This is a genomic window from Sulfuricurvum sp., from assembly GCF_049587615.1.
Lineage (GTDB): Bacteria > Campylobacterota > Campylobacteria > Campylobacterales > Sulfurimonadaceae > Sulfuricurvum.
Map to the genome: position 1 here is coordinate 61,662 of NZ_JBAVEF010000051.1, position 21,911 is coordinate 83,572.

Consider the following 21,911-nt stretch of genomic DNA (forward strand, 5'->3'; position numbering starts at 1 on the left):
TTTTTCATTTGTAAACTCCTTAAATACGAATCACTTTTTAGCAGAAAAAGAGTGGTTTGTCTTTCGTCCTCTCCCCAATCAAAAACAAAGTTTTTTGCTTCAAAAGGAAAAATATGGTCAAATACTCACTCTTGAATTTTTTTAAGCTTGAATCGGCAACCGGGATATTATTGGTGGTTGCTACTCTTTTAGCCATGCTCTTGGCGAATACTTCTTTACAGCCGTTTTATGCTTCGCTTACGTCTATTCCGGTTGTCGTCAGCTTCGGATCACTCGTGATTGCAAAACCTCTCTTACTGTGGATTAACGATGGTTTGATGGCCGTTTTCTTTTTTATGATTGGTCTCGAAGTTAAACGTGAGGTGATCGAAGGCTCATTGCGTGACCCCAAAGCGATCGCCGTTCCGGCTTTTGCAGCATTAGGCGGGATGCTTGTCCCCGCGATGATCTACGCAGGATTCAACTGGAATAATCCGGTTGCCGTTCAAGGCTGGGCTATCCCCTCAGCCACCGATATCGCATTTGCCTTAGGAATTTTGACACTCTTAGGCGATCGCGTCCCCAAAGGACTCAAACTCTTTTTACTGACACTGGCAATCATCGATGACTTGGGTGCAATTATCATCATTGCCCTTTTTTATACCGCTGATCTTTCGACGACATCACTCACTATCGCAGCATCAATGATTGCACTTTTAACCCTGATGAACATTCGAGGGGTTGTCAATCATACGGCCTATATCCTAGTCGGGATTGTCTTGTGGACAGCGGTTTTAAAATCAGGGGTTCACGCAACCTTGGCGGGGGTTATCCTCGGACTGCTGATTCCCCTTAAAAACAACAAAGCCCCTTTTCACGCACTCGAACATTCGCTGCACGCTCCCGTCAACTATGTCATTCTCCCTTTATTTGCATTCGTCAATACGGGGATCGGATTTTCCAATATATCGGCAAAAGATTTTTATGACAATGTCACTCTTGGTATTTCCTTAGGACTTTTCCTCGGAAAACAGGTGGGAGTATTTCTTTTCAGTGTTTTGGCGGTGTGGATGGGATTTGGCAAATTGCCGCAGGGTGTCAACTGGAAGCTGCTTTACGGCGTTTCAATTCTCAGCGGAATCGGCTTTACGATGTCATTATTTATCGGTTCACTCGCATTTGAAGATGCCAGAGCGAGTGGCATGATCTTAACCGATGAGCGTTTGGGGATTTTGATGGGATCGATGATATCCGGCCTGATCGGATACATTGTCCTACGGTTCTTTTTAAAAAAAGGGTAAATACTATTTTTATTTCTTATGTTATGATTGCACGATATAGCTTGAAGGTTCATGTATGGAAATAGCACACAAAGAGTCGTATAGGGTACATGACGAGCATGTATACAGAGACCTTTTTCTCTCATTGATGAACGGACAAAAAAATCTCATTGTTCTGCTGCATAACAATATCCCCATTCTCTTTAACCAGCCGTTTATGGATTTTGCCGATGTCTCTTCTGCAAAAGAGTTTCTCCGTGAGTTCGGTTCCCTTCCAAACCGTTTTGTCCCGCACGACAGTTACTTTCACGCGGGGAAGGCGGATCATCCGGATGAGTGGGTTTCAACGATTATGAAGCTTCCTGAACATGACCGGATTATCAGCATGCTTAACTCCCGTATCGAGCCTCATGCTTTTTCGGTAGCGGCTCAATCGCCCGCAAAGGACTACACCCTCGTCACGTTTACCGATATTTCCGAAGATCTTATCAAACGGATCATGATCGAAAATGATGTCAGTATCGATAAAGAGAGCGGCGCATACGATAAGAACTATTTTCTCCATACCTCGAAAAGTTTTCACGATGCGGCACTCTTCAACAAAAAATCAATCGGCATTACCCTGATCGAATTGATCTCCTCCGACCCCGAAGGAGAAAAATATTTGCATGACTTCAGTTCAAGCATCAAATCCAATATCCGTCAAAGCGATATGCTCGTTCGGTGGGGGAAAAAAACTTTTCTTTTGGCCTATCTCGTCGATACAGCCGAGAATGCGATGAAATTTAGCCGAAAATTGCTGAGCGTTATGCGTGAAGAGCCTTTTGAAAATTTACATACGATCCATATGCGCTTGGGTACGGCGGTACAAAACCAGAAAGAAGAACTCCCAGCGATCCTTGAGCGAGCACAAAAGGCGCTCCAACAATCCGGAGACTCCCAAGTCACGGTTTTGTAATCCAAATGACTCCCAATACTCCTGCTATAATTGCACCACTTTACCTAAAGAGAGTGCATGAACTTAGATGATTTACACCAACTTTTAATGACCAATGCACGTAACACAACCGCAGAGTACGCCCGTCTCTTTCACGGGCGGGGTAATGCGTATGAGGGGTACCGTTTCCTTAGCGTAGACAGTGTGAATAGAGTCCTTTTTGCCGTTTTGTTTGACGCTGACGATGAAGAAGAATCGATTGTGGGGATGTTGCGTTCCATTTATCAAAGTGAGGGAAAATGGGAGGCCCTGATTGTCCAGCAACGCTACCTCGAGCGCTCACCCTCAACTGTGGCTGCCGGTGAGCTTTTGCAGGAGTGCCATGCCGTTGAAAACGGTCTCAAATATCACGTCAACTTCCTCAACGCCCAAAATATCGGTTTTTTCCCCGATATGAAAGAAGGGCGATCGTTTGTACGCGCTCATGCGAAGGGAAAGAAGATCTTAAATCTCTTTTCCTATACCTGCTCTTTCTCCGTCGCAGCGGTTGCAGGGGGCGCTGAAATGGTCGTCAACGTCGATATGAACAAAAATGTCCTCTCCCTCGGACGCGAGAACCACCGCATAAACGGACTCGCCACCCAAAACGTCCAATTCATGCCCTACAATATCCTAAAATCGTGGAGCCGAATCCGCAAGGCCGGGCCGTATGATCTCATCATTATCGATCCGCCCAGCTTTCAAAAAGGCTCTTTTGCGGCAACTTCCGACTATGAGAAGATCATTCGCAGGCTCCATGAATTTGCGGCAGAAGAGTGCACCGTCTTAGCAGCACTCAATGCTCCCGAGCTGGATACAGGGTTTATCAAAACACTTTTCCGGGAAAATGCCCCGGAGTTTCGTTATGTCGAGAGACTGGAGAATCCGAAAAGTTTTCCTACCAATGATGATGAACGAAGTCTTAAAAATCTCATTTTTAAAAAAGGGGCTTAAGAAAGGAAAAAGTGCCCTAAAATGTCACTTTGAAATTGAGATAGTACGTTTGGCCGTAGCTTCCAAACTCACTCTCAGGTTCGCCTCCATGCAACAAAGCGCCCACCCCCAACGTCATATCATCATCGAGCGAATACCGCACCGAGGGACTCAGATAAAAACTCCCATCCTCTGCGCTGATAATAGTGCTCAGTGCACCGTAAAGGAGCGGATCTAATTCATAGCTGCCGCCGATCCCTGCGTAATCGTGCGATCGTACCAAATTATTCGGTGCACCCGAAGGGATTCCAAGCAGCAGTGCCCTCTCGAATGTTCGAGACGTATGAAGCCACTCCAACGCAATCGCCAAAGAGTTTTCAAACGCATAATCCGCACCCACCAATCCCTGAAAAAACGTGCTATCCAAAAGTTTGTCCTTGAACCATCCCCCCTCTGAACGGAGTTCTATTCCCGTCTTCATCAGTTCCCCCTCGAGTTCATAGCCGATCATGGTTACATCCTCCGCGTGTATCACATTGAGAGCTGCATCGGCAACTGCGAGATAGCCTTTGATCCGCCCCGCATGTTTGAAGCTATTGTCCTCACGGATTGCCGATACGACACTCATCTGACTCAGGCTGCTGGGAGAGTAGGTATAGGCCAGGGCCAAAACCCCCTCCACCTCATCAGGTTCCAGGGCCAGAGGATTTTTCGGATTGAACAAATCGGTCGGGTTCCAAATGCGCCCTACCCCCATACTCACCTTTTGCACTCCCAAACTGATGCGGTGTCTTTCGTCAGCATATCCTCCGTAGAGGCGGTAAAGACGAGCGTACATCTCCCCTTCCGAATAATCAAACGTTCCGCTTCGAATCTCAAAGGGGATATCGGCACGGAGCGCATCGGCCGCTTTAAACGCGTCGCTGCGTAGGATATCGTATCCCCAATGGTTTTGGATATCCCCGATCGCCGTCAGAAACCAGTTGTTTTCGCGGATATGTTCGCTAAGGCGAAAGCGGTTGGCGTTGTAGAATTTGTGTTCACCGGTACCGTTTATCGGCATGCTGAGGGTAAAATTGCTGTTCTCAAACGTCGTTTCAAATTCTGCCGCACTCGATGAGAGCGTTAGTGCTGTCGCGACCAGCAATCCCCGTATCATCGGCGTGTAATATCCTCAATGATCTCACCGTCACGCAGGACAATGGAGCGACGTGCTTTTTGGATTACCAGCGGATCGTGAGAAGAAAAGATAATGGTCACCTTCTCTTCCTCATTCAATCGACGCATCAACTCCATCAGCTTCTCCCCGTTAAGGGTATCAAGATTGGCGGTCGGTTCATCGGCAAGGATCAGTTTAGGCTTGCTTGCTACGGCGCGCGCTACCGCAACACGCTGCTGCTGACCGCCGCTGAGATGATCGGGGAGTTTGTTCAGATAGGCGTCGATATCAAGCTCTCGCGCCACCTCCAATACCCGCGCGTCACATTGGCTCTGCGGCATCCCCATGAGGCGCATTACATATTCAATGTTCTCTTTGACGGTTAAGACGGGGATCAGATTGTAGGCCTGAAAGACAAACCCGATATTCTCACGACGAAACCGAGCCAAATCATTTTCTCCCAGCTCCGTAATTGCGGTCCCCTCCAGTTCAACAGATCCTTCACTCGGAGTATCAAGCCCTCCGATAATATTAAGCAGCGTGCTCTTGCCGCTTCCGCTGGGTCCGGAGATGACGATGAACTCCTCTTTTCCTATGGAGAGATCAATCCCTCTCAGGGCAGTGGATTCGCTTTCGCTGAGAGGGTTGAATACTTTTGTAATATGTTTGAGGGTTAAAAAATTCATCATTTCTGCTCATTAATGGATTGGATGGGATTGCGATTTTTGAGGGTGCGGATCGGAATGATCGTTGCGGAGAGCGTCGCGATCAATACGCTCACAAAAGAGCCGGTAAAATATTCGGTTCTAACAATCGCATGAATGCTTGAATCCATTCCGAAGATGGCAAAAGCATCGCTGAAACCCGATAAATCGAGACCGTATTGTTTGAAATACCACAGCAGAACTCCGCCGATCATCGCCCCTGCGATATAGCCGCTCATTGTAATAACCAACGACTCGTAGATGATAAGACGGGCGATATCACGAAACGGTGTTCCGATTGCCATCATGATACCGAATTCCCGGACCCGTTCCAGTACGGAGACGAGGACAACCCCGAATATTCCCAAGGTCGCAACAATAAAGATAAAAGCCGAGCTGATACGGCTGTAGGTCTGCATCATCGCTTCCCCCTCATGCAAAGAGGGGTAGAGCTCTTTATAGGTGTAAAGAGCCATAGCGGGATCATCGAGTCGGGATGCAACAGCGCGTTTCACTACATTCTCATCTTCTTGCTCATCGAGTAAAACCGCAATCTCCGTTGAGCCTTCGGTTCCGATCAAACTGCGAAGGGTACCGATATCCATTAAAATGCCGTTGCTGTCGATCGCCATATTGTTCGTTTTGATAATCCCCTCTATTTTGAGGGCTACGGAAACGACTTCATTGTTCGTATCCTGAATCGTCACAATAACCTTTTTGCCGAGATCTACCTTGAGTTTCCTCGCCAAACGGTAGCCGATAATCGCTCCTCGCTTCCGTTTCTCAAAACTGTATCTCCCTTTGATGATAAAGTTATCCATCCCGGAATGGAAGGCTTCGCGTTCCGGAATGATCCCGGTCACAGTAACGCCCTGAGAATATCCGGCTGTGGCGATCAAACCGCGCTGGCTTAAACGGATCGCATAGCTGCGGATTCCCGGCTGTGTACCCAGTATCGCCGCAATCTTCTGCGGATTTTCAATACGATATTTGATATTGTTGTCGGCACGAAACTCTTTGTGCTGGATCGATACGGCTCCGCTTCCCGTCTTTAACGTGTTTTGGGTAATCTGTACCATCATCCCCTCGTACATCCCCTCCATCAGCAGTAATCCGATCAGCGATACGGCAATCATCAAAGAGATCAATACCGCTCGCCCTTTTCGGCGGCCGATGTGCAGCAGTGCCATCTTGAAATAGAGAAATTCGGCCGTACTAGACATAGCGTATCGCCTCTGTGGGGGTAAAACGGTTGATCATCACAATGGGATAGACGACACTCAGTAGATTGAGAAACATCATAATCGCCATTTCGAGGATAATATTCGTTAGATTATACTCGGCAGGAAGGTTCATATCGGCGACCATGTTGTACTGTTTGGCATACTCTTCCGTGTCCAGATCGACCAAAGAGCTGATTTGAATCGGATTTTTTTCATAGTGGCAGCTGGCATACCCCCCGACAGCCCCTCCCGCTCCGACACTGAGTGTCCCTAAAATCAGCGCTTCGATCAGCAGCATCCCGATCACTTGCGCGGGTGTCGTCCCGATAGCCCGCAGTATGCCGATTTGTCGAATACGGGCATAGACAGAGAGAAACGCAAAAATTCCGATGACAAAAAAAATGACGATAAAGAAAATCCCCAGCGTGATGTAGCCGAAAATCGTATCGATCTCCATCGCCAGAATCAGATCTTCCAGCGTCGTTTTGTAGTTTTTAACTTTTACCTCTTCTCCCAGCACTTTTTGGACTCTCTGCGTCAGAGAGTCGATCTGCTGTACGTCGAACGGATTGATGATGATTTGGGTAGCCATATTCTCACTGTGCATCACCTCGTCAAAATAGCGTTTGCTGACAAAACCCGCAGTGTTGTCGAATTCATAAAGCTTTGTTTTAAACAGCCCCTTGACTACGAGATTATCAGCGGCAAAAGAGTAATCTGCACCCGTAGAGATAAACGAGAGTTTATCTCCCACCCCTACGCCAAGACGTTTGGCCAGTTCGACACCAAGATACAAAGCGTTGGTGTCATCGCGGCTGAGATATTCCCCCTCAACCAGTGATTTTTTAAGCCGAGAAACGTTCGCCTCATTTTCAGGCTCAATCGCGGTAAACATCCCCCCGATCGACTGTTTATCGGTCGAATAGAGGGCATACGCTTCAAAACGTGCCGCACTCACGCCGATCCCCTCAACCCTCATTAAACGGTTTTTGATCTCTGCCGCATCGAAGATCAAATGCTCATAACTCGGATTGTCTTCAAACGCACGGTTGCTCACCTGCATATAGCCGGGATAGATCTCGACGCTGGAGCGGATCATCTGATTGTGACTCCCGTTATTGAGGGCATTGGCAAAGATAAAAAGGGCCGTGGAAAAAGTATTCAGAGCCAAAGTGACGATGGAGCGTTTCTTGTGGGTCAACAATTCCCGAACCGCCATCTTGAAAAGGATCATCGACTGTACCGTATCAACGCGTTTTTAGTAAATCGTGAATCGTCGATGAGTGCATCGAAATCGACTTCATCCATCGTTACGACCGTCTTATTGCTTTTTTTATCCTGCGGGATCAACGTCATTACCGTCGGCAAATAGCGGCTTCCGTACACTTTTACCCCGCTGTAGGTCAGGATACGTTCCACTCCTCCCTCCTCATTATAATAGATCGCCCGAAGCGGTATGAAGTGCTCCTTTTCCACCTCCATAACGATCTTTCCCCATACGACAGGGGCATCCTCTTTGGGCAAAAGGGTCAGCGTGTACTTCTTCGCATCTTCAGCCGTGAGCTGCGGATTGTAATCTTCGACAATGGAGCTCTCCTTGGCCATATCGTCGTTGGTAAAATCACTCCCCATCCAGCTTTGCATCATCATCGAACTGGGAATTTTAATCGTTTTCTCGATTTTAGGGACATACTGCCACATTGTCGTATCAATCTTCAAAAAAGTGATCCCGCGATCTTGTTTGGGATAGAGAATTTTGATAAAGCTTGTGTCATTTCCCCGATTCCAGCTCTCCATCTTCATCGTCCGCTCTCCCCTCGCCGTCGTTACCGTCATCGTTATCTTGGAGTAGCCGCTGTCACTTAGGATATTACGCTCGGCATTTTTTATGATATCTTTGGCCGTGATTGCATACAAAGGAAGAACAAAAAGCAGAAGAAGAGAGAATAAATACATGTGATTACTTTTTTGTTGGAGTAAATAATTTTAACCGAATTTATTATTTTTAGCGTCATTTTTTTTCCGGACTCGGTACATCTCCATACACCAGAACACCATACCCTGCAAAATTGGGCAATTTTGCGTATAAAACCTGCACCCATTCGATAGATCAAGTATTCTTACTTATAATGTCACGCACTTTCTGGGCAAAGCCCGTAAAGTGGCAGGGACAAATGTCCCTACAACCCCCTGAAGCTACCCATATCTTTCGGATATGGGAGAAAAACTCCCTTTTCGCACTTTTTTTAGTTAAGCGCATAAGGTCAGTTATAATGTCACGCATTAAAATAAGAGGTAACCCATGGATTTAAACCAACAATTAATTGATTTTGGATGCGGGCCGGAATTTGTAGAGATTGCTTTGAGCTATGCGCAATTTTACCATCCCGATCAGGATCTTGAAACCTTTATAGAATATGTCGAAGAAACGCATGCAAAAGTTGAGGAAGCGGAAGCATTCAAGGCAATGGATCAGGAAATTATCGATGCATCCGGTCTTTTTGAAGCGTTTGAAAACGAAGAGAAAGAGTAAAAGCCGAAACCTTACGGAAGAATTTTCGGTGAAGGTTTTGAAAACAGATACCCTTGGGAGTAGTCGATACCGAGTTCGCGTACTTTCTCAAAAACAACTTCATCTTCAACAAATTCGGCAATCGTTTGAATCCCTTTTTTCCGGGCAAAAAAGAGGATGCTCTCCACGGTAAAAAGATGGTCATCATCCAAATGGATATTTTTAATCAACGATCCGTCGATCTTGATGTAATCGACATCGAGTTTGCTCAGATAGCTGAAATTTGAATAACCGGTTCCAAAATCATCGATCGCTATTTTACACCCGTATTGTTTGACGGTTTTGATAAAATCTGCAACTTCATCAAAGCTCTCTATCCCCTCCGACTCAACAATTTCAAAAATAAGCCGTTTGGATGCGGATGAGTGTTCGAGAATATCATATAAAAAGGTACGTGTCTCATCGGAAATAATATCCGGCAAGGTTAAGTTTAAAGAAAACTCGCAGTCACACTTTTCAAATACCGCAAACGTTTTGGCAATCATGATCCGCGTCAATTTATCGTAGAGTTTTGATTTTTTAGCATGATCCAAAAACCAAAACGGGTTCAATACCGTTCCATCCCTCTCAATCAAACGGATTAAAGACTCATATTTGACGATCTGTTTGGTCTGATTATCGGCAATCCCTTGAAAATAGGGGACGATGCGGTCCTCTTCAATGGCCGATTTTATTTTATCAATCATCCAAATATTATTGCGTGTTTTTTCAGCCAATGAGGTGTTTTCATTGAAAAAAATCAGTTTAGCCCGTTGTTCCTTCGCCTCTTTGAGCGCCATGTGTGCGAGATTATAAACATCCGAATAGAGCGAATGGGCGATCCCTCCGGAAACACTCAACGAAATATCATGCCCCCCAACCTGATATTTGACGTTTTCAAGTTTGTTGATGTAATCCACGACGTGGTCTCTCAATGCGTCGTCAAATTGCCGATTGACACAGATGATCGCAAACTCATCCCCGCTGATACGGTAGAGATACTCATGCTCGACAATTTCTCTGAGCCGCTTAGCAAACGATTCGAGCAACTGATCTCCGATCTCGTAACCAAAATAGTCGTTAACGGTTGAAAACATATCAATATTAAGCAATATTAAAGTCATCATGGAGTCTCCGTCCTCCAAATCACTCAACAATGCCGTACGATTCTTTAACCCGCTTAAAGTATCTATCAGCTGACGTCGAATAATCTGATCCTTGGTCATCAATTCGGTAACGTCTGCCCGTGCTGATATGTATTCGATGATATTTCCCTCTTCGTCAAAGATGGGGGCGATCACCGATTTGACATAATAATCCCGTCCATCCTTGGTCAGATTTTTAAAGGTATCTTTCCACACTTTGCCCGATTTGATTGTTTTCCACAAATCTTTAAAGAGTTCCTTCGGGGTATCCGGATGACGTCCGATGTTATGACTGTTTCCGATCAATTCTTCGCGCGAATACCCTGAAATGGTACAAAATGCATCGTTTGCGTAGGTAATAATCCCTCTTTTATCGGTTTTTGAGACGATAGAACTCTCATCCAGCACCATTTTGTACTGGTCAATAATTTTGATATTCTCATTGAGTTCATGCTGTGTCACATTGACCAGATGGGTCAATGATTTGAGCATCGTATGGTGATAACTCCTCTTTTGGATCACTCCTTTCGGTGTAGTGTCTTGTGGCGACTCGCTTAGCGAAACGGTCGTAGTTGTAATGTTAAGGAGTTGATTTCTGTGCGGAGAGTGGAAAAACTCCCCGTAGGTAAAAAAACCGGCCGTAGGTGCTATCTCGTTGATCAATCCGAACTCATATTCCAGCTGCTCTTTCAAAAAAAGTTTTCGGACCGAGCATGAGTAGATATAGGTCGCTTCGGGCTGGGCGAGCGCTATCTCTTTTTGTACCTCTGTGGCATGATTGAGGATATCTTCGACATTGCCGATTGCGAAACGGACTTTGTCTCCGTTTTTGAAATGGCCGGCATAGACGAATCCCCCCTCTTCGCGCTGCGCAACGATCGAACGGGCGACCTGAACCCCGTCTTCCATTTTAATAAGAGGAAATTCGATAGCGCTTGCCGGTATATTGGCTACGGTTTCCGCCCCCAGATAATAGGTGTAGAGTTCCTCAACCTTTCTGCCGTCGATTTCATAGATGATGTTTTTATCCGCCCTCGTCACGGTCATTTCTTTGCCGATCTGCGCCCAATGGAGGGAAAAAGCATTATGCACGTTCAACACGTCGCTGTCCAATACGGCGATAACGATCCCTTGTCGGTAGAGTGTCGTCCCTTTGATAATACGGGTATTTTCAAAACTCAAATCATCTCCCGCATTCCCTCCGGCAACCATGACCTCGTTGTGTACCGAGGTGAATCCGTTTAGAAAAGACTCTGAATCACCGCTGATCCCTTCACTGAAAGCGATACATAATTTGGTTCGATCGTTCACAATCGCATGGGCGGCATCAACCCCCTGAGCATAATCGACAGGAAAAAAATAGTGGGTTGTGATTTCGGTAGCTTCAAAGAGGGAGAAAGCGAGAATGATTTCTTCCGAACTCATTTCTCCATTCATAATTTCACCTGCGGTCGTTGCACCGATGATAGACGCATTCGGCAATGCCAAGGCAAGCTGATCCAATACCGACTGAATCAATGAGGTATCCATTCTGCCGCAGAACAGCTGTACAAAAACATTGCCCTTATCCGTAATCGTATTGGCAATAAAGCTTTTCAGGGCTTTTGGATTCTCATACCGATGGTTTATTAACCGCATCTGCACTCCGCATTTAAATCATAATGTTCTATTTTAATAGAATACTACTGAATTTCTTCATTCTGACACTTTACTTTATGCATCTGACATTCTAAACCATCAGATTCACCCTAAAAGATCCTAAGGATTTAAAAATCGCGAATATTAGTAAACAAACAGTTGGATAAAATCGTTCTTTACATTTCATTACCACAAGAGGAACCTCCATGAAACATGTATTATTGCTCAATCTCCACCAAAAATATGAAGGTATTGCCAATGGCAATCTCACCAAAGAGCTGCTCGGCGAAGCAAAAAAGTTTTTTCTTGAAAATGGCTATGAAGCGAAAGAGACACATATCGATGATGGGTATGACACAGCCCAAGAACTGGAAAAATTCCAATGGGCTGACCTTTTTTTCGTTCAGTCTCCCGTCTACTGGATGGGATTGCCGTGGCTCGGTAAAAAATACATCGATGATATTTTCTCAGCAGGCTTCAATACGGTTACCTACGCCAGTGACGGACGCAGCCGTCATGACCCCTCCAAAACTTACGGGAGCGGCGGATTGATGGCAGAGAAACGGTATATGCTCAGTTTCACCTATAACTGCCCACAGAGCGAATTCAATAACCCTGAAGGATTTTTCGAAGGGATGAGTCTGGATGAGGCCAATGTAGCCCTTCATAAAACGTTCCAATTCTGCGGTGCCACCCCCTATCCAAGCTACGCCGTCCATGATGTCTACAAATCCGAATTTGTCATTGAGGATGCGCTAAGCGGTTTACGCCGTTCGCTCGAACAAAACTTTTTACCATCATTTTAAAAGGAAAAAAATGACCCCATTTACCTATTATAATCCCACCCGGATCGAATTCGGGCGCGACAAAGAAAACAATATCGGGAAAATGATTGCCGAACAAGGGGTCGAACGGCTCCTCCTCGTATACGGAACCGGTTCAATCAAGAAAAACGGTTTATACGATCGTGTGATAAAAAGTTTAAAAACAGCCGGTATCGCGTACGAAGAGCTGGACGGGGTTGTCAGTAATCCCCTCCTCTCCCGCGTCCAAGACGGTATCGATCTCGTAAAATCCCATGGCCTTCAAGCAGTTCTGGGGGTCGGCGGCGGATCGGTGGTCGATTCGGCCAAAGCGATTGCGGCAGGGGCATTGTATGAGGGGGAGGTATGGGACTTTTTTATCAACAAAGCACCCATCACCGAAGCCTTACCCGTCTATGCCGTTATGACGCTCGCGGCAACCGCCAGTGAGATGAACGGAAACTCGGTCGTCATGAATGACGCTACAAAACAGAAATACTCGATTGCATCGGTCCTGCTCAATCCGAAAATATCGATCATCAACCCCGATTTGATGGCTACGGTCACGAATGCGTATTTAGCCTATTCGGCGGCGGACATCATCGCCCATACGATCGAAGTCTATTTCACGGCAACCGATCATCCAAATTTTCAATCGAGACTTGTCGAATCGATCATAAAAACCGTCATCGAAACGACCGAAATCCTCCTCAAAAATCCTCTTGATTACGATGCAAGGGGAGAATTCGCATGGGCATCTACCCAAGCGTTGAACGGCTTGACCGGTTCCGGTACGGGTGGGGGGAGTTTCCCGAATCACATGATCGAACACGCTCTCTCGGCACTCTTTAACATCGCCCACGGGGCAGGCCTATCCATCGTTATTCCGGCATGGATGAAATGGTATAAAGATAAAAATCGTCCTCAGTTCGAACGGTTTGCCAAAGAAGTTTTCGGTTTGCACACCGCAGAAGAAGGGATTAGCGCCCTGGAAAACTGGTTTAGTTCCATCGGTACACCGGTCACTCTGGAGGAAGCCCATATTCCTCGAGACCGTATTGATGAAATTGCCGAAAATGCGCATGGATTGGCCGTTTTGTGGGGAATGGGTGAAGAGTACCCCAGTGAAACGATTGCACGGATACTTCAGAACGGTTAACGATTCGATTCCGAATGAAGAATGAAAACAGCTTAGCCGGATTAAGCAGCACCGAAGCGGCATCGAGGCTGAAGCATGACGGTCCTAATCTCCTTCCGGGAAGCCAGCCAAAAACACTCTTTTCCATCGTGTTGAGTGTACTGCGCGAACCGATGTTTTTAATGTTGTTGGTAGCCGGTACGATTTATCTTGCCCTGGGGGATCGTGCCGAAGCGCTGTTTTTACTGGTATTTGTCTTCATGGTCATCGGCATGACGCTTGTTCAGGAGCACAAAACGCAACGGGCGCTGGAATCGTTACGCGATCTCTCCGCACCTCGGGCACTGGTCATACGGGATGAGAGAGAGATTCGTATCCCGGGATGTGAAGTGGTTGTCGGCGACCTCCTTGTTCTGCACGAAGGGGATCGGATCGCAGCCGATGCGCTGCTCCTCCAAGGGCGGCTATCGGTAGACGAGTCCCTTTTAACCGGCGAAGCGGTACCGGTCACCAAAATACCGAACCCCCAGATCACCGCTATGCAAACGCCCGGTTCTGACAGTCTCCCCTCACTGTTTGCCAGTACTGTAATCACCAAAGGGGTGGGATTCGCCGTAATCAAATCGATTGCAACCGATACCGCCGTCGGACATATCAGTCAATCCTTGGCAACAACCCAAGAGGTCCAATCCGGCCTGCAACGCTCTTCACGTACCTTGATTCGCACGGTCAGCATGATCGCTGTCGGTCTGGCAATGGGATTGGTTCTTGTGAATTGGATATTCAATGAACGCTCCTTCATGGAAAGCCTGCTCTCGGGTATTGCTCTGGCAATGGCAACCTTGCCGGAAGAAATTCCGGTCATTCTGACCGTATTTTTGGCTCTGGGCGCCTGGCGCATTACGAAAATAAAGGTACTTACCCGTCGGATCAGTGCCGTAGAAGCGTTGGGTGCCATCACGGTCCTAGCGGTCGACAAGACAGGAACACTGACCCAAAACCGCATGCAAGTTGCCGAACTCTCGGTAGAGAATAGGAGATTTATCGCAACCCAAGAGGATGAATTACCCGAAATTTTTCATTCTTTGGTTGAATTTGGCATGTTGGCCACCCCTGCCGACCCCTTTGACCCGATGGAAAAAGCGATCCAATCTTTTGGACATGCACGGCTAAAAGATACGGAACATCTGCATGATGCATCCACCCCTTCCTTTTCCTACGAGCTCTCGTCAGACATCCTCGCCATGACCCAAATCTTTTCGGACATCAACCCTTCCTTGCATCTCCTTGCAACGAAGGGTGCACCCGAAGCCGTCGCCGATTTGTGCCATCTCTCCGAGACACGGCGCTATGAGATAGGGCTTCAGGTTGAGGCTATGGCCGCACGCGGATTACGGGTCTTAGGGGTGGCTAGAGGAGAATATCAAACGGATAAAAATAATCCGGTTTGGCCGGAAAGCCAACATGATTTTGATTTTACCTTTCTGGGGCTGATAGGATTTATGGACCCGCCTCGTTCCGAAGTTCCTGCCGCAATCGCTGAATGCCGAAGCGCCGGGATACGGGTTCTTATGCTCACCGGTGATCATCCGGCTACCGCAATCGCAATCGCAAAGCAAGTAGGCCTAACCGAGTACACGGATATCATCACGGGCGATGAAATCGCCCAACTGGATAATGATGTTTTGCTCACCCGACTACGGAGTGTCCATATTTGTGCACGAATACAGCCTGAGCAAAAACTTCGCCTCGTACAGCTGCTGCAGCAAAGCGGCAATGTCGTGGCCATGACCGGAGACGGCGTCAATGATGCTCCCGCTCTCAAAGCTGCCGATGTAGGGATCGCGATGGGAGAACGCGGTACCGATGTGGCACGTGAATCTGCCGACATCGTCCTTCTGGACGACAGTTTTGCAAGCATCGCCGCCGCAATCCGTCAGGGGAGAAATATTTACGATAACATTACCAAAGCGACCCGTTTTATATTTGCCGTCCACCTTCCTATTATCGCTTTGACCCTTGTACCGGCATTACTCCACTGGCCGGTAATGCTGCAACCGGTTCATATCGTATTGCTTCAACTTTTAATCGATCCGGCCTGTGCCATTGTTTTTGAAGCCGAACCTGCTGATGCTAACAGTATGAAGCGTCCACCGCGCAATCTCACGGCTAGCCCTTTTACCCTTAGCAATATTGGTTTTGCCTTGCTTCAGGGAGCCGGTATTGCACTCATCTTGTTAATCGGATATTCCCAATTGCAGCACATGGGATGGAGCTTAGACGATATTCAAATCGGCGTATTCACGGCACTGGTTCTTGCCCTGTTTCTTCTCGTTCTTGCTAATACCCATTTTACCCCTTCGGCATCCCTGCGCACACGAACAGCCAACCCGTGGATGTTCTCTATGTTCGGCACCGTTACCCTGATGCTTCTTGCGGTGCTGTTTATCCCCTTTTTACGTAATATATTGGGCTTTGCGTCTGTCACGTTTTCCTCAATCATTATCTCGGGAATACTCCTGTTTTCATCTGCTTTATGGCTGCTTCTGCTGCGATTTGCAGGGGGCCGATGGCTCCATTTATAACCCTAAAAATTCATTTTTCCGTAGAAGCTTGAAAAAAGAACCCTTATTAAGGGGTGTCGAAAGAGAGCGCCATATTACTGCACCCCAGCGCTTCTTGTGCACGACAGGCTTGTGCATATAGATTTGAAGCTTTGTATTTGTTTTGTGCCATTCCGATCCCGTTTTCATACATCATTCCCAGTTCATAACACCCTTTGCCATTTCCGCTCTCACACGATATACGAAAAGCATTTGCAGCCTCGGAATAGTTTTTCTTTTCAAGCGCCAGTTTCCCTTCACCCATCATGTCAGCAAAACACGCTGACGCAACTCCGGCTATGACCAATCCCGCTATTTTTTTCATTCTTTTGTTTCCTTTTTTATCTGTTCATTTTCTTTTTCTTCCTCAAACGAGGCAAGTTTCCATGTCCTAGTGGCTAGCGAAGCCAAAGCGATTGCCTGTTGGCGTGAAATTTTAAATTGATTTGAATTGGGCACTCCTTTGATCTGGGTTGGCCTTAACAATACTTACGGAGCACGTCATCCCCGCGGAGAGGGTCAACCCCTCCGGCACTTCATCGATATGGATACGAACGGGAATCCGCTGCGCCAATCTAACCCAGGTAAAGATCGGATTAACGTTGGCCAAAAGACGCCCGTCCGTCACGTTGTCACGATCAGAAATTCCTCTCGCGATACTCTCGACATGTCCTTTGAGAATAAATTTGGTCCCCAATATTCTCATCTCAGCTTCGTCACCGACATGAATCAAGGAAAGTTTGTGCTCCTCAAAATAGCCATATACCCAGAACGAGCCGCTGGTAATGAGAGCCATGTGCTTTTCACCGGCATCGATATAGTCCCCTTTTCGCAACAGGAGGTTGGAAACCCATCCATCGGTAGGCGCACGGACGGAAGAGCGTTCGAGATTGAGTTTGGCCGTTTCGACCTGCGTCAGCGCCTCTTCGTACTTTGCATGGGCAATTTGGGCATCATAAAGGGCATCGTCACGTTCTTCTGCGGAAACAACCTCATCCTCTGCCGCGTTTCGTCTCTGCGATTGGCGTTTTTTCATCTCATATTCGGCTTTGCGGGTCATGGCGACTGCCTGGGCTTCGTGCAATGCGTGTTCAAAACGGACGGCATCGATTTGATACAGAAGGTCCCCTTTATGGACAAACTGATTGTCCAACACGGCAACGTGACGGACCAGCCCCCCGACATCGGGTGCGACCATGACGACATCGGCACGCACACGCCCATCACGCGTCCATGCGGTGTTCATATAGTTGTCCCACAGCATCAGTCCCAGAAAAACGGCCAGAAAGACGATCGAGAAGGTGGCCGCAAAACGTAAGAATTTGGACAGTTTGATATTTTTTTTCATGGGTATCTCCTTAGCGATAAATGAGCAAACACGGGATCGTAAACAAACAAACGAATACCGCCGTTCGAAACAGCCCGGGATGCCAAACATGGTTATAAATGCCGCTGTCCGACATCGCACGGTCCACAAAAATCTGCACAACGGCAACCGTCACAAAAATAGGAAGCAACGTCGGCATCTGAATCCCGAACAAAGTTATGTCTAACGGCATGAATCCTCCTTTACGAACGGAAATGTCTCTGAATTGCGCAATACGGTGCGTATGAGGGCGAGCTCAACGATCACTCTCTGAAGACGTTTGGACTGCCCTTTTTCAGAAGGGATTTGCGATGAATGGAGTTCTTGTAGAGACCTCTGTAAGGCAGTGAGCAGTTTCTCCCGACCCGATACTTCCGATGCTTCGAAATACCCTTTGATCGATTCCAGTGCCGCATCGATACTGGGATGATGGTACTGCGGATAGAGTCTCTGAAGGCTCCGCCGAATGCTCAATATGGCTCGGCCGATTTCAAGAGTCGAGAGAAGCCACTCATAAACGAGACGGCTGGAACGGATATTCAGCCTCCCCTGCGTCGAAAACTGCTGAACGAGATCGCGTCCGGTACTCTCCAACGCACTTCTCTCAATATTCAATGCACCATCGCATAATCTCACAATTTGACGGCGCAATACCTTCGCTACCCTCTTTTGGGTAAGTGAACACGACCAGAAATTAACCAGCACATAAGCAAGACCTCCAAAAAGTATTCCGATCAAAGAAGCCAGCGAACTCTCTAAAAACTTGGTCGGTTCGATTTTGTAATAAGGGTCAAGGGCACACTGGTTCATAAACATGAAAACAAACCCAAACGTAAACACAGGCAATTTCGGTTGGGTTGTCATCCATCCGATAAAGGCTAACGTCGGCGCCAGGAGCAATCCAAGGGTTAAAAAGTCCGACGTGTACGATGGTATGAGATAAAAATCATAAACGGCGGCAAAGATAAGCGCAACAACCGACCCTTTGAAAAAATCTTTGACCCCCTCCAGCGGACTGGGCAGTGTCCCGAGCAACAATCCGATGACAACGGCAAGGGTGATCGTTAATGTTGCATAAGGCCATGCAGTCCAGATCCAAAACAGCATCGTCAAAAGCAATACACCGCTTCCCCGCAAGGCGGCAAGTCCTACCAATATATTATCGGTATGGGTCGAAAACCGCACCACCCGGCTTAGTTCAAAGGATGAATTGCCCGATAATCGGTGCTTGAGCAAGGAGAGGTATGTCGCGCAGTGGTTGTGCAGCTCATGTAAAAGACGCTCAATCAGATAGGATGCCGATAGGAATTCATCTTCCCTTTCCATGCGCGCTGATCCTCTAAAATATTCATATTCGCATTTTGAATGTTCATGAAATCTGTTTTTGATCTCTAAAAGTTCTCGAATAACCGTATTCAAATCTTCCGGGCTCAACAGGGTGTAGGGGAGTGTTTTTAATACGGAGGCTATCGGAGCATAAAGACGTTCCAGCGCAGTCAGCACGTTTGTGTCTTCTCTCTCCCTTATCGCGGATACAATGCTTTTTAGCGAATGAAATGTCGTGGACAAATTCATGTATTCTTGGTTTAGATACTGATAGTGCTGCCGTTCCCGCCGATCGGCTCCGCTCTCAAAACTGCTGTTTATCCGAACGGCATCCAGTCCGACGGCCCCGTTTGAAAATTGTCTAACCGACGGTTCACTCTCATCGAATGTTGCGAAAACAGATTGCGGATCAGATAAGGCAGCAAGAACGTTATGAAAACGTTCCTGCTCACTTGCGATCAATGTGTCCAAAAGACGACGGGGGAAAACAATATCGCTTACCAACGCCGCCGCCATGATGCCGATGACGACTTCTGAAAAGCGTGAAACGGCGATGTCAAAAACAGAGAGAGGCGTTTCAATCACCGGAAGGGCAACGATACAAAGGGTGTATCCGGCCAAAACAAACCCATAAAATTGGAAATTGCGGTATTTGAACCCCGCCGCAGTAGTCAAACCGATCCAGAGGGCAAAAAAAGCGATAAACCAGAGCGGATCTTGCGAAAACATTCCCGTGATGAGAAGTGAAATCCCCACCCCGGCAATCGTTCCCAAAACGCGATAATAGCTTTTCGAAAACACCAGCCCGCTTTGCGGATGCATCACGATGAACACCGTAAAAATAGCCGTGCGGGGATCGGGGAGATTTAACGTCATGGCAATCCATAGGGCTGTCAAAGCCGCCATAATCACTTTTGCCATATAGATGAGAACCGGGGCATCGAGGGTAACCCATTCGTGCAGTGTCCGCTGCCACGGAAATGTTTTTAGGGGGAGAAGTGCGTTATTCGTGCCCATTATTCTCCCCTTTATCGATGTATCCTCCCCCCAATGCTTTGATCAGATCAATCTGGATTAACGCCTTGGTCTCCATCAGGGATAACGCTGCGATCTCTCCCTCAAATACGGATTGTTGTGCGCTCAGGTAGGGAAGTTTGTTACTCAGCCCTTGAACAAGTTTTTTACGCGTGATCGCTGCATTGGCATTAAGAGCGTGCAACTCCTCATCGTGCTGTTGTCGTTGAGCCTCGATCAGTTTGGATTGTTTGAGTATAACGACAACCTCATTCGCCCCTTTGATCACGGCCTGATTATACTCATAGACTGAACTATTGTAATCGCTGACACTGTTTTGCAAATTGGCATTTCTCTCCCCCCAGTCCAGCAGCGGAAGAGACAGCGCGATCCCCGTAGCGGGGGAATAAGATGAGTGATCGATGAGTTTTGTCCAGCTAAATGAGGTAAAACCGATCAGCCCGGAAAGGCTGATATCGGGATAAAACTGCGCTTTTCTCTGCTCGACGGTATGACTTTTACTCAGTGCCGTATATTTCGCAACGGCAACGTCAGGACGGTGTGCGAGCAGATTCAGCATAATCTCTTTCGGTAACGGAACGTTCGATGTATCACGGATACGGGGGGAGTTCAACGTATCCACGTACGAGGGGAGAAATCCACCCAAAACACAGATCGACTCTTTTTTCCCCTCAATGGTCCGTTTTAATTCCGTGATCCGCTGTGCCATCCGGGAAAGAGCACTTTTTTTCTCATGGATTGCGATAGCGTCGATCAATCCCAATCGGTACTGTTTTTCAACGATCATAAGCTCTTCACGTGCCGTTTGTTCCATTGCGCTTAACACGAAAAGTTTGCGTTCATCATAATTCCATGACACATACGTTTCGCAGATTGCGCTGGCTAAAGCCACTTTCGAAGCTTCTATCGAGGCTTTTTGCGCCAAAGCCCCGTTTTTTGCCGCCTGAATATGTGAGCTACGTGCGTTCCAAAAATCAAAATCGTAATCAAGGGTCAATAGGCTCTGGTACTGAGTATAGGTGCCTCCTCCAAGCGGCGGCGGGAAAATATGATTTTCACTGAAACGTTCGCGGACAAGGCTTGTATTCGCAGAGAGATGGGGCAGATTGCGCGATTGTACCGATTCTATAATAGTGTTGGCCTGTGCGTATCTGGCTTCGATACTCTTCAGCGTCGGTGAAGTGGCCAATGCCTCCTCTATGATCCGATCCAGCTGTTCATCACCATATCTTCTCCACCACTCTCTTACGAACTTCGTATCGTTGAATTCAGCACACGTTTTTTCCAACTCTCCTTGTACTGCCGTTTCGTGAATCGCAATGGCCTTTTCGATCTTTGGGACGCATCCGCTGAGGAGCAAAAGTCCAAGAGCAGCGACCAAAAAGGGTTTGGAATTCATGAATTTTGGAGATTTTCATAGAGAGTTTTTAGGAGATGGGAAAGCTCTTCTTTTTGCTGCTCACTGACGCCTCTAAAAGCTCTTTCGATCACATGGTCTCCCATTTTGATAAGAAGACCACGCAGTTCTCTCCCTTGTGGGGTGATCTTGACAAGATAGGCTCTTCGGTCATTTTCTTTTGGAATCCGTTTGATGAGACCTTTGAGTTCCAGCTTATCGAGCATCAGTGTCATATTTGACTGTTCGAAATAGGTATCCTGCGCCAGCTCTTTTTGTGTCAGACCGTCTTTTTCGCACAATCGGATGAGGATAACCCGCTGAGCGTAGGTCAGTCCATGAGGTTTGAGCTCTTTTTCCAGTTCGTTTTTCAGGATGTTGCGTGTTTTGGCGATCAAAAAGGCGATCGACGTATCCGATTCGAAACTCATAATAACCCCTTGATTTAAAATTGCGAAATTCTAGAGCGATACACCTTAAATACTTATTATAATAACTATTATAGTTATAATATTATATTTTTACCGACACAACGTGGTTCCTCATCCTCATTAATGGAGTGATATCAGGAGAAAACGAAGCACCCTACTAGGGGTGAAAAATCCAAGATTCGGAGCCCCTTTTGAGGATTATTTTGCTACAATCAATTCAACGCT

19 protein-coding genes are annotated in these 21,911 nt (G+C 47.0%); 7 read left to right on the forward strand and 12 right to left on the reverse strand.

The window, feature by feature from the left end; genetic code table 11:
- Positions 1-113: 113 nt before the first annotated feature.
- The 3 genes from nhaA to WB308_RS09905 are packed head-to-tail and all read left to right on the forward strand — an operon-like array spanning position 114 to position 3,189.
- Positions 114-1,280: a Na+/H+ antiporter NhaA gene (gene nhaA, locus WB308_RS09895; protein WP_424191087.1), complete on the forward strand. Its 1,167-nt coding sequence runs from the start codon at positions 114-116 to the stop codon at positions 1,278-1,280.
- 55 nt (positions 1,281-1,335) lie between these two features.
- Entirely contained in the window at positions 1,336-2,217 is an 882-nt protein-coding gene (locus WB308_RS09900) for a diguanylate cyclase domain-containing protein (protein ID WP_424191088.1), read from the forward strand.
- A 57-nt stretch (positions 2,218-2,274) separates the two neighbouring features.
- Entirely contained in the window at positions 2,275-3,189 is a 915-nt protein-coding gene (locus WB308_RS09905; RefSeq protein WP_424191089.1) for a class I SAM-dependent methyltransferase, read from the forward strand.
- A gap of 16 nt (positions 3,190-3,205) precedes the next feature.
- Here WB308_RS09905 and WB308_RS09910 read toward each other — a convergent pair whose 3' ends face one another.
- The 5 genes from WB308_RS09910 to WB308_RS09930 are packed head-to-tail and all read right to left on the reverse strand — an operon-like array spanning position 3,206 to position 8,210.
- Entirely contained in the window at positions 3,206-4,327 is a 1,122-nt protein-coding gene (locus WB308_RS09910; protein ID WP_424191090.1) for a hypothetical protein, read from the reverse strand.
- Positions 4,324-5,016, reverse strand: a complete 693-nt coding sequence (locus tag WB308_RS09915) for an ABC transporter ATP-binding protein (protein ID WP_424191091.1) — start codon at positions 5,014-5,016, stop codon at positions 4,324-4,326. The genes WB308_RS09910 and WB308_RS09915 overlap by 4 nt, the downstream gene beginning before the upstream one ends.
- Positions 5,013-6,254, reverse strand: a complete 1,242-nt coding sequence (locus WB308_RS09920) for an ABC transporter permease (RefSeq protein WP_424191092.1) — start codon at positions 6,252-6,254, stop codon at positions 5,013-5,015. The genes WB308_RS09915 and WB308_RS09920 overlap by 4 nt, the downstream gene beginning before the upstream one ends.
- On the reverse strand, positions 6,247-7,488 hold the full coding sequence (locus WB308_RS09925) for an ABC transporter permease (protein ID WP_424191093.1): 1,242 nt from the start codon (positions 7,486-7,488) through the stop codon (positions 6,247-6,249). The genes WB308_RS09920 and WB308_RS09925 overlap by 8 nt, the downstream gene beginning before the upstream one ends.
- Positions 7,485-8,210 (reverse strand): outer membrane lipoprotein-sorting protein, encoded by a 726-nt coding sequence (locus tag WB308_RS09930; RefSeq protein ID WP_424191094.1) that lies wholly within the window; start codon positions 8,208-8,210, stop codon positions 7,485-7,487. Before WB308_RS09930 ends, WB308_RS09925 begins: the two co-directional genes overlap by 4 nt.
- A gap of 346 nt (positions 8,211-8,556) precedes the next feature.
- Here WB308_RS09930 and WB308_RS09935 point away from each other — a divergent pair, with 346 nt between their 5' ends.
- Positions 8,557-8,787 (forward strand): hypothetical protein, encoded by a 231-nt coding sequence (locus tag WB308_RS09935; protein WP_424191095.1) that lies wholly within the window; start codon positions 8,557-8,559, stop codon positions 8,785-8,787.
- Positions 8,788-8,798: 11 nt separating this feature from the next.
- Here the strand turns inward: WB308_RS09935 and WB308_RS09940 are convergent, their stop codons facing one another.
- Positions 8,799-11,588 (reverse strand): EAL domain-containing protein, encoded by a 2,790-nt coding sequence (locus WB308_RS09940; protein ID WP_424191096.1) that lies wholly within the window; start codon positions 11,586-11,588, stop codon positions 8,799-8,801.
- A gap of 206 nt (positions 11,589-11,794) precedes the next feature.
- Between WB308_RS09940 and WB308_RS09945 the strand changes: the two genes are divergently transcribed.
- Genes WB308_RS09945 through WB308_RS09955 form a run of 3 tightly spaced genes read left to right on the forward strand, consistent with a single transcriptional unit; the run spans position 11,795 to position 16,114 of the window.
- Positions 11,795-12,394, forward strand: a complete 600-nt coding sequence (locus WB308_RS09945) for an NAD(P)H-dependent oxidoreductase (RefSeq protein ID WP_424191097.1) — start codon at positions 11,795-11,797, stop codon at positions 12,392-12,394.
- A gap of 10 nt (positions 12,395-12,404) precedes the next feature.
- On the forward strand, positions 12,405-13,550 hold the full coding sequence (locus WB308_RS09950; protein ID WP_424191098.1) for an iron-containing alcohol dehydrogenase: 1,146 nt from the start codon (positions 12,405-12,407) through the stop codon (positions 13,548-13,550).
- 14 nt (positions 13,551-13,564) lie between these two features.
- Positions 13,565-16,114 carry a cation-translocating P-type ATPase gene (locus WB308_RS09955; protein ID WP_424191099.1) on the forward strand — a complete coding sequence of 850 codons (2,550 nt, stop codon included), beginning with the start codon at positions 13,565-13,567 and terminating at the stop codon, positions 16,112-16,114.
- 46 nt (positions 16,115-16,160) lie between these two features.
- Here WB308_RS09955 and WB308_RS09960 read toward each other — a convergent pair whose 3' ends face one another.
- The 6 genes from WB308_RS09960 to WB308_RS09985 all read right to left on the reverse strand — a co-directional run bounded on the left by WB308_RS09960 (position 16,161) and on the right by WB308_RS09985 (position 21,686).
- On the reverse strand, positions 16,161-16,457 hold the full coding sequence (locus WB308_RS09960) for a hypothetical protein (protein ID WP_424191100.1): 297 nt from the start codon (positions 16,455-16,457) through the stop codon (positions 16,161-16,163).
- Between the two features lie 111 nt (positions 16,458-16,568).
- Positions 16,569-17,480, reverse strand: a complete 912-nt coding sequence (locus tag WB308_RS09965; protein ID WP_424191101.1) for an efflux RND transporter periplasmic adaptor subunit — start codon at positions 17,478-17,480, stop codon at positions 16,569-16,571.
- A gap of 10 nt (positions 17,481-17,490) precedes the next feature.
- Positions 17,491-17,691: a DUF1656 domain-containing protein gene (locus WB308_RS09970; protein WP_424191102.1), complete on the reverse strand. Its 201-nt coding sequence runs from the start codon at positions 17,689-17,691 to the stop codon at positions 17,491-17,493.
- Positions 17,682-19,841 (reverse strand): FUSC family protein, encoded by a 2,160-nt coding sequence (locus WB308_RS09975; protein WP_424191103.1) that lies wholly within the window; start codon positions 19,839-19,841, stop codon positions 17,682-17,684. The genes WB308_RS09970 and WB308_RS09975 overlap by 10 nt, the downstream gene beginning before the upstream one ends.
- A complete protein-coding gene (locus WB308_RS09980; protein WP_424191104.1) occupies positions 19,828-21,258 on the reverse strand; it encodes an efflux transporter outer membrane subunit in 1,431 nt (476 codons plus the stop codon). The genes WB308_RS09975 and WB308_RS09980 overlap by 14 nt, the downstream gene beginning before the upstream one ends.
- Entirely contained in the window at positions 21,255-21,686 is a 432-nt protein-coding gene (locus tag WB308_RS09985; RefSeq protein WP_424191105.1) for a MarR family winged helix-turn-helix transcriptional regulator, read from the reverse strand. Before WB308_RS09985 ends, WB308_RS09980 begins: the two co-directional genes overlap by 4 nt.
- Between the last annotated feature and the right edge of the window lie 225 nt (positions 21,687-21,911).